Origin of the sequence: Phyllobacterium sp. LjRoot231, assembly GCF_964253365.1 — a bacterium.
Classification (GTDB): domain Bacteria; phylum Pseudomonadota; class Alphaproteobacteria; order Rhizobiales; family Rhizobiaceae; genus Phyllobacterium.
In genome coordinates this window covers 4,733,931-4,740,166 of sequence record NZ_CAXUQT020000001.1, presented here as the reverse complement: position 1 = coordinate 4,740,166, position 6,236 = coordinate 4,733,931, and the positions used below count along the sequence as shown (strand labels likewise).

Genomic DNA, 6,236 nt, shown 5'->3' with positions numbered 1-6,236 from the left:
TGTCATCGCCTCATCCTGATATGTGTCGATCGGGTTTATGCCCGTGTTTTTGGTACTGGCGTTTGTTCGCCATGCAATGGTTTTCCTGGTCGACTACCCCCGATGGTCAACCAGAAACAGACCGAAAGTTAATGAATGGAGGCCGTAGCGATAACGCGGTGTTGGACCGAATAAGTCTTGTCCGAAATACTTATAACTACCACGTTCGCATCCCTCTCAGTTTAGGCGCAGTAAGACTCACGCCCGGCTCCCGCCAGCGTCGTCGACTCGCTCAATTTTTTGAAACAACCCAAGTTATAAAACTTGAGTACTGACAAAATCCACTCGTTACGCAAACGATAAAATCTGCGCCCGAACCTACATTTACTAAGCCTGTTAAATGGGTTTCTGCCCACCCCTTCGATGTCTGGACCTTACAAAAACCTTTGCAGGAAGGGCAAGTGCAGGCCAAGGGTTTTTTGATGAATTAAAGGTTAACGATTCTATGTTTTTTTTAACTGCCTTCGAGCCAAAGAGGAAAAATCGTTCTGATTCAAAGCCTTTTTTGGGCTGTGCATTTTGTTGCAGTGCGGACTCATGCGGGCAAAAAAAAATAATAAATTATCGCTTGACAGAGGCTGGGGCGGGAGATTCTCCCTTCCCGGTTCACGCCATAACCACTACCTTCCATAAGCCATTGAAAACAAAGGCAAATTGATGGTTGACGCTTTTTGTCCTAGCAAGTTTGTGACCGTCATATGTCATGGTTTTGATAACCCACGATCTTTTCCTCGGGAAACGAATTTATTCCCAGAAAAACCCGCAAACAAAAAACCCGGCTAAAGAGAAGCCGGGTTTTCATATATAAAAATGGCACGTTTAATCAGGCCGACATGCTCTTCAGGCGAGCCGACAGACGGGACACTTTGCGCGAAGCGGTATTCTTGTGAAAGACACCCTTCGATGCAGCACGCATCACTTCCGGTTCGACCGCCTTGAAGGCGAGGGAAGCGGCTGCCTGATCACCGCTTGCCACCGCATCCTCGAACTTGCGAAGGAAGGTGCGCACGCGGGAGCGGCGGGACTTGTTGACTTCGGTGCGGGCTTCGATCTTGCGCGCCGCTTTTTTGGCCGAAGGAGTGTTGGCCATGTTGCCTCTCTTTTCTGTCAGCTAATCGGCAGCATGAAAGCGGCCGTCACAAAATAATAGGGCGGCCAAGAGGCCACCGAACGTTGTCGGGCTTATAGATGACGTTTGCTTTTGCGTCAACTTGGAATCTGCGCGATATTTTGCTCTCACCGGTTTTTGAAACTCGGCGTACGCTTTTCCGCAAAGGCGCTCATTCCCTCGCGCTGATCCTCGAGCGCAAACATGGAATGGAACACGCGCCGTTCAAACCTCAGCCCCTCCGCAAGGGTCGTTTCATAGGCCCGGTTGACGGTCTCCTTGGTCATCATGACGACGGGCAGGGAGAAAGACGCGATCTTGCTTGCGGCCTTCATGGCTTCGCCGATCAGTTCATTGGCGGGCACCACACGCGAAACCAACCCACAGCGTTCCGCCTCGGAAGCATCCATCATGCGCCCGGTCAGGCACATGTCCATGGATTTCGACTTGCCGACGAAACGGGTGAGCCGCTGCGACCCGCCCATGCCGGGCATGACGCCGAGCGTGATCTCCGGCTGGCCGAATTTTGCGGTATCGGCGGCAATGATGAAGTCGCACATCATGGCAAGCTCGCAGCCGCCGCCAAGCGCATAGCCTGCCACGGCGGCGATAAGCGGCTTGCGGAGCCGCGTCACCCGTTCCCATTCGCTGAAATAATCACCGAGATAGGCATCGGCGAACTCCAGTGTTTGCATCTCCTTGATGTCCGCACCTGCCGCAAAGGCCTTTTCCGAGCCGGTGAGAACGATTGCTCCGATAGTGTTGTCCTTGTCGAAGGCCTCGAGCGCCGCAGCAAGCTCGGCCAGAAGCGCGGAATTAAGCGCATTGAGCGCCTTCGGGCGATTGAGCTGTATGAAACCGACCTTCTCACGCGTCTCGACGATGATGTTTTCGTAGGCCATCCGAATTTCCTCCAAATCAATGCTGACAGACGGGACAATAAAACGTCGATCGTCCGCTCTGAACCATTCGCGCCACCGTGCCATGGCAACCCTTGCGCGGGCAAGGCTGACCCTCCCGGTCATAGACGGAAAATGAGTGCTGGAAGTAGCCGAGCGCGCCATCGGCTTGCCTATAATCCTTGAGGCTTGATCCGCCAGCCTTGATCGCATCGCCGATAACCGAGCGGATTGAGGTGGCGAGCCGCTCCGACATGTCCGTTGCCGCGCTGTTCTCGCCGGAAATACTCCCAGCCATGCGCGACGGTGACAGTTCAGCCCGCCACAACGCTTCACAGACATAGATATTGCCAAGACCGGCGATCAGCTTCTGATCGAGGAGTGCCGCTTTCAGTGGGGCGGCCTTGTTGGCAAACAACCTCGCCAGCAGGGAGCCGTCCAGACGGTTGCCCGTCGGTTCGGTGCCGAGATTCTTGATCAGCGGATGCACATTGAGCTTGCCAGGTTCCGCAAAAAGCATGAAGCCGAAGCGCCGCGGGTCATTGTAGATAATCCGGCGTTTGCCGTCTCTCGTTTCGAGATGCAGCACGGCATGGTCGTGTACCGCATTTTTCGACCGGTCATGGTGAAAAGCTCCAGGCGTATCGCTGCCATCCTCATGCTCGATGCGGTAGGAGCCGGACATGCCGAGATGGCTGATGAGACTGAGCCCATCATCGAGATGCACGATGAGGTATTTGGCGCGGCGTTCGAGTGCTTCGATATGCCTACCCGTCAGCCGCTTGGCAAAGTGCTCGGGGAAGGGAAAGCGCAGGTCTGGGCGATTCTGGTCGACTGCAACGATTGTCGAACCTTCCATTACCGGCTGCAGGCCACGCTTGACGGTCTCAACCTCTGGTAACTCAGGCATTTGGGGACAGGTCTCCCGTTCCCTTCAGGAAGCTCTTGCCGTGCAGGCCGGGGGCAATGCCGAGATGGGCAGCGACCGTTTCGCCAATATCGGCGAAGGTCGGGCGAATGCCGAATGAGGCGTGGGGAAGGTCCGGACCGGAGCAGAGGACGGGCACGCGCTCACGCGTATGATCCGTTCCCTTATAGGTAGGGTCGCAGCCGTGATCGGCAGTGAGGATCATGAGATCGCCCGGACGCAGTTTGACGAGCGCTTCTGGTAACCGCCGGTCGAAGGCTTCCAGAGCTGCCGCATACCCAGGCACATCACGGCGATGGCCGTAGAGCATGTCGAAATCGACGAAATTGGTGAAGACCAGATCGCCGTCCTGGGCGTCATCCATGGCGACCAGCGTTTCATCGAAGAGCGCCATATTGCCATTGGCCTTGCGCACCTGGCTCACACCCTGATGGGCATAGATATCACCGATCTTGCCAATGGCGATCACCATCCGGCCTGCATCCGTCAGCCGGTCAAGCAATGTCGGTTCCGGCGGCGGCACGGAATAATCGCGGCGATTGCCTGTTCGCGAGAAGGTTTCGCGGGTTTCCCCGGTGAATGGCCTTGCGATCACACGCCCAATATTGAGTGGGTCGACAAGCTCGCGCACGATCGCACAGAGTTCGTAGAGCCGGTCCAAACCGAAATAGACCTCATGCGCGGCAATTTGGATAACAGAATCGGTCGACGTATAGAATATGGGCTTGCCGGTGCGGATATGCTCCTCGCCATATTCATCGATGATATCCGTACCGGACGCATGTTTATTGCCGAGGATGCCGGGGATGCCTGCACGGCTCATGGTACCTGCAACGAGACTGTCGGGAAATGTAGGGATTTCCTGCGGGAAATAGCCCCAGTTGAATGTGACCGGTACGCCGGCAATCTCCCAATGCCCGGACGGCGTATCCTTGCCGTTAGATACTTCTTCCGCTGCACCCCATAGTCCGGACGGAGCGAGCGGCTGCGAGGGGAGCGGAAGGTCCGACGCGAGATTAGCGGCATGAAAGAGACCGAGTGCGCTCATGTTCGGAAGGTTCAGCGGACCGGAGCGCAACCCGGCTCTATCACCGCGCCCGGCTGAGCAGGCTTCGACAATATGACCGAGTGTATTTGAGCCTTCGTCCCCGAACGCCTTTGCATCCGGCGCACCACCGATGCCGAAGGAATCGAGTACAAAAAGGAAAGCGCGAGACATGCCTCACTCCGATGGGTTTATTCCCCACAGATAGGTGAAACTTTGCGCAATGACAAATGCAGACGGGTGCGAGCGGGAGAATTGCTTTAACAGTCGGAACAAGCGACGGATGTACCCTGCCGGACGCGGCCGAATATGGTCTTCGGCATGGTTATTCCGATCGCCGAGGTGCCCTTTGCAGTCGTGACCGTATCCTTCATGATGAAAGCCATCAACGGTACATAGGCAATCTTCATCTCGACACGGATCACGGATGTACTCGGGACCAGCAGATTGGCATTGAGCGCCACAGCACTCCCAGCCGAGTACGGCGTCGTATAGGCAAGATCGACCTTGCGCCTTGACCACGCAACTGTCGCAACCTTGGCTGCAGAGATGTTGATGGCAGTGACCGTGATCTGCGGAGTGTCCCGCATGTAGGGAAGCAGGGTAGCCGTTCCAATATCCATAATGTCCTGGATCTGGGCCTTGGTAATCGTCTGCTGTTGGTTGATCAGATCTGCGACCATGTTGGTAGCACGACCGAGATTCTTGTTAAGATCAAGTCCTGCCGTGACCTCTACACTGCCCATATAGAGTGCGATCATAAGAGGCGCGATCAGCGCGAATTCCAGCGCCGCGACACCGCGCTGATCGCGGAAAAAGCTTTGCACACGCTTCACGAATTCGACCGTGGCAGTTTTTTGTTTTTTATAGGCTTTCATGCGTCACACTTTCGGAAGAATGCAAAGGGATGCTTGCTTGGCTGTCTCGGCGTCAGAGATAGGGCTCATTTTTCCAGGTTGCGGTGGAGAAAAGCAGGGTTTTCCCAGCGCCATCGATGCTCTCGATGCGAGGTTTCATGAGATTGGTAAAAATCGGCCACCGATAAAAAACGCGCAGCTGGTTGATGGTACCGGCTCCGCCCGGTGCGCTCTTGAATCCGGTCGAATCGACGTCGCCATCACTCTTGAGCGATATTGTCTTTGGAACGGCAGCGAAGGTGGCATAGGTGCGCAAATCCACAAACAGATCGGGGCAGTTCGTCGTCGGCATCAACAGCCTCTTGCAAACCTTATCCTTCAGTTCAGCTAAAGTGAGTGTCTTGATTTCGCCTGTGCGTAACTGGCGCGCAATATCGTCCGTTGTATTCGCCATGACCTGCTGGGCGGTAAAGCTGAGGCTCACCTCGATGATCGCGAAGATCAGCAGAAAGAAGGGCAGGGCGATCAACGCGAATTCGATTGCGACGGTGCCGCGCTTGTTAGCACAGAACCGTGCCGCAGTGGACCGGCGCGCGCTCGCCGGTCCATCGACCGCTTCGGCAGTGTATCGAGTGTCAAAGAGTTTATGAGTTTTCCCGAACATAGTTTCCCCGCGCAATTAGCCCGAAGGAACTCTTACATGTCAGATATTAGAATCTGGTTTGGAGACAACAGCAAATTGCAGCCAATGGATTTACTGTTTCTCAACCGTGATCGGTGGTTGGCTCAGTTACCGCCGATCTGGGAGTCGGATGCCTTCTCGGCCTCGGTTTTCTGAGCGGTTTCGCAATAGGGTGTGCACGAAAGCGTCTGGACATAGGCCCGGCGATAGACGCGGGTCGTATTGGCGACACTGCGGCTGACCATGACTTGGTCATCGACAATAGCAGCGCCGTCCGCATCGATGATGACGATATTGGTGATGCCAAAACCCTTGCCGGTCAGAACGACGGTCCGCGCATCCTTGACCACCGCATCGGCGATTTGAGGATCTCCGACAACCACGGTATCGGCAGGACGGGCGAGTTTCAGGATTCTTGCCTGGTTCATCACGATGTGGATGCCGGTATCGGCCTGCGTTGCCGGGGCAAACAAGACACCAGCCAGGGCCAATGCGGCTGCGAGGCCATAGGAACGTATGCTGTGGCTTCTGATGTGAACCATGGGATAGCCCTTCGAAAAATTGTCAAGTCAACCATGGCCGGGATTGGTGAAGGAAAGCTTAAATCTGCGAACACGTTGTTAAGTATAATGTGAAACGGGTCGCTACGTCTCCTCTTCGTCGGACAGGCGCGAGGCA

General features: G+C 55.4%; 7 protein-coding genes. All 7 read right to left on the bottom strand.

Annotation, left to right across the window (positions count from 1 at the left end):
- Positions 1-862 precede the first annotated feature (862 nt).
- The 7 genes from rpsT to ACSQ3H_RS23585 all read right to left on the bottom strand — a co-directional run bounded on the left by rpsT (position 863) and on the right by ACSQ3H_RS23585 (position 6,100).
- Positions 863-1,129, bottom strand: coding sequence for a 30S ribosomal protein S20 (rpsT, locus tag ACSQ3H_RS23615; RefSeq protein ID WP_436119291.1), 267 nt, complete (start codon positions 1,127-1,129; stop codon positions 863-865).
- A 146-nt stretch (positions 1,130-1,275) separates the two neighbouring features.
- A complete protein-coding gene (locus ACSQ3H_RS23610; protein WP_436119290.1) occupies positions 1,276-2,049 on the bottom strand; it encodes an enoyl-CoA hydratase in 774 nt (257 codons plus the stop codon).
- A 16-nt stretch (positions 2,050-2,065) separates the two neighbouring features.
- Positions 2,066-2,956 carry a bifunctional DNA-formamidopyrimidine glycosylase/DNA-(apurinic or apyrimidinic site) lyase gene (gene mutM, locus ACSQ3H_RS23605; protein ID WP_436119289.1) on the bottom strand — a complete coding sequence of 297 codons (891 nt, stop codon included), beginning with the start codon at positions 2,954-2,956 and terminating at the stop codon, positions 2,066-2,068.
- Entirely contained in the window at positions 2,949-4,193 is a 1,245-nt protein-coding gene (locus ACSQ3H_RS23600; RefSeq protein ID WP_436119288.1) for a phosphopentomutase, read from the bottom strand. The genes mutM and ACSQ3H_RS23600 overlap by 8 nt, the downstream gene beginning before the upstream one ends.
- Before the next feature lie 86 nt (positions 4,194-4,279).
- Entirely contained in the window at positions 4,280-4,897 is a 618-nt protein-coding gene (locus ACSQ3H_RS23595) for a TadE/TadG family type IV pilus assembly protein (RefSeq protein ID WP_436119287.1), read from the bottom strand.
- Between the two features lie 52 nt (positions 4,898-4,949).
- Positions 4,950-5,540 (bottom strand): TadE/TadG family type IV pilus assembly protein, encoded by a 591-nt coding sequence (locus tag ACSQ3H_RS23590; RefSeq protein ID WP_436119286.1) that lies wholly within the window; start codon positions 5,538-5,540, stop codon positions 4,950-4,952.
- Positions 5,541-5,662: 122 nt separating this feature from the next.
- On the bottom strand, positions 5,663-6,100 hold the full coding sequence (locus tag ACSQ3H_RS23585; protein ID WP_436119285.1) for a pilus assembly protein N-terminal domain-containing protein: 438 nt from the start codon (positions 6,098-6,100) through the stop codon (positions 5,663-5,665).
- Between the last annotated feature and the right edge of the window lie 136 nt (positions 6,101-6,236).

What these genes read in the sequence shown, in the direction of transcription:
- rpsT (WP_436119291.1), bottom strand. Translation starts at nt 1,129, where the DNA reads ATGGCCAACACTCCTTCGGCCAAAAAAGCGGCGCGCAAGATCGAAGCC.
- ACSQ3H_RS23610 (WP_436119290.1), bottom strand. Translation starts at nt 2,049, where the DNA reads ATGGCCTACGAAAACATCATCGTCGAGACGCGTGAGAAGGTCGGTTTC.
- mutM (WP_436119289.1), bottom strand. Translation starts at nt 2,956, where the DNA reads ATGCCTGAGTTACCAGAGGTTGAGACCGTCAAGCGTGGCCTGCAGCCG.
- ACSQ3H_RS23600 (WP_436119288.1), bottom strand. Translation starts at nt 4,193, where the DNA reads ATGTCTCGCGCTTTCCTTTTTGTACTCGATTCCTTCGGCATCGGTGGT.
- ACSQ3H_RS23595 (WP_436119287.1), bottom strand. Translation starts at nt 4,897, where the DNA reads ATGAAAGCCTATAAAAAACAAAAAACTGCCACGGTCGAATTCGTGAAG.
- ACSQ3H_RS23590 (WP_436119286.1), bottom strand. Translation starts at nt 5,540, where the DNA reads ATGTTCGGGAAAACTCATAAACTCTTTGACACTCGATACACTGCCGAA.
- ACSQ3H_RS23585 (WP_436119285.1), bottom strand. Translation starts at nt 6,100, where the DNA reads ATGGTTCACATCAGAAGCCACAGCATACGTTCCTATGGCCTCGCAGCC.